This is a genomic window from Streptomyces sp. NPDC051172 (assembly GCF_040682555.1).
In the GTDB taxonomy this organism is placed as follows: Bacteria; Actinomycetota; Actinomycetes; order Streptomycetales; family Streptomycetaceae; genus Streptomyces.
In genome coordinates, this window is the sequence record NZ_JBFBBE010000340.1 from 1 (window position 1) to 1,473 (window position 1,473).

A 1,473-nucleotide genomic window follows, 5' to 3' on the forward strand; every position below is an offset into this window, starting at 1 on the left:
ACCACGGTCAGCAGCCCGGCCTTCTCCCCGCCCTTCTCGCGGGCCTCGGGGATCATCGTGTCGATCAGCATGACCAGCAGGGCGCCGGCCGCGAAGCCCTGGATGCCGCCGGTCAGGGCGGGGGAGGCGACGTCGGCGATCAGCCCGCCGCCCCACGTCGCCAGGGTGCAGACCACCGTCACGAGCGACCACTGGATCAGCAGGTGGCGGCGCGTCTTGCCGCCGTCGAGGGAGTCGGCCGTGGCGGCGATGGACTCGGGCAGGTTGGACATGAAGATCGCCACGAGCAGCGCGAGGGACACGCCCTCGCCCGCGGCCAGCCCGATGCCCAGCACGAGCTGCTCGGGGATGCCGTCCAGCAGCGCGCCCACGGTCAGCGCCGCGCCCGAGGACGAGCCGCCGGACCTCGCGGCGGAGCGCTCCACCGCTCGGTCGCCGAGGAAGTAGGCGGCCGCGCCGAGCGCCAGCCCGATGCCGACGGCGGCAGGCCCGGCTGCCTGCACGCCCGCCTCCGCGAGCTCGAAGGACACGGACGCGATCAGAGCGCCGGCGCCGAAGGCGAGCACGAGTCCGATCGTGCCCATGTGCCAGCGGCGCAGGGTCGCCAGGACGGCGCCCACGAGCAGGGAGGACGCGGCGACGGCGCCCCACATCAGGGTCATCACGCGTGTCAGGCTACGCGCTGACCGGGGACGCCGCCGGGCCGCCGCCTCAGCTCACCGCACGACCTCGTCCGCCTCGCCCGTGAGACCGAGCTTCTCGGCCACGTAGTCCACGTCCTTGTCCCCGCGGCCGGAGAGGTTGACGAGGATCCGCTCGTCCCGGCCCATCTGCGGGGCGAGGCGGATCGCGTGCGCCACGGCGTGCGCGGACTCGAGCGCGGGGATGACGCCCTCGAGCCTCGTGAGCCGCTGGAACGCGTCGAGCACGGCCGCGTCGTCCTCGGCCACGTACCGGACACGGCCGACACGCGCGAAGTGGGCGTGCTGCGGGCCGACGCCCGGGTAGTCCAGGCCCGAGGCGATCGAGTGCACGGGGTCCGGGGTGCCGTCGTCGTCGGCGAGGACGAGGGTGGCCATGCCGTGGAGGACGCCGTCGCGGCCCTGGGTCATGGTCATCGCGTGCTCGCCCTTGGTCGCAGAGCGGCCGCCGGGCTCCACGCCCACGAGCGCGACGTCGGCGTCGTCGAGGAACGCGGTGAACGCGCCCATCGCGTTGGAGCCGCCGCCCACCGCGGCGACGACGGCGCTCGGCAGCGCCCCGAACCGCTCCTGGAACTGGGCGCGGGCCTCGCGGCCGACCACGGACTGGAAGTCGCGGATCATCGTGGGGAACGGGTGCGGGCCCACCACGGAGCCGATCGCGAACAGGTACTGCTCCGGGTCCGCCGCGTACACCTCGAACGCCGAGTCCACGGCCTCCTTCAGGGAGCGGCCCTCGCGCTCCACCGAGACCACCTACGTGCCGAGCAGG

2 protein-coding genes are annotated in these 1,473 nt (G+C 74.3%); both read right to left on the minus strand.

From position 1 onward, the window contains the following. Positions 1-662 (minus strand): hypothetical protein (locus AB0N07_RS50915; protein WP_365847795.1); only part of this gene is annotated, 662 nt, incomplete at its 3' end. A gap of 54 nt (positions 663-716) precedes the next feature. Then, positions 717-1,448 (minus strand): pyridoxal-phosphate dependent enzyme, encoded by a 732-nt coding sequence (locus tag AB0N07_RS50920; RefSeq protein ID WP_365847797.1) that lies wholly within the window; start codon positions 1,446-1,448, stop codon positions 717-719. Positions 1,449-1,473 lie beyond the last annotated feature (25 nt).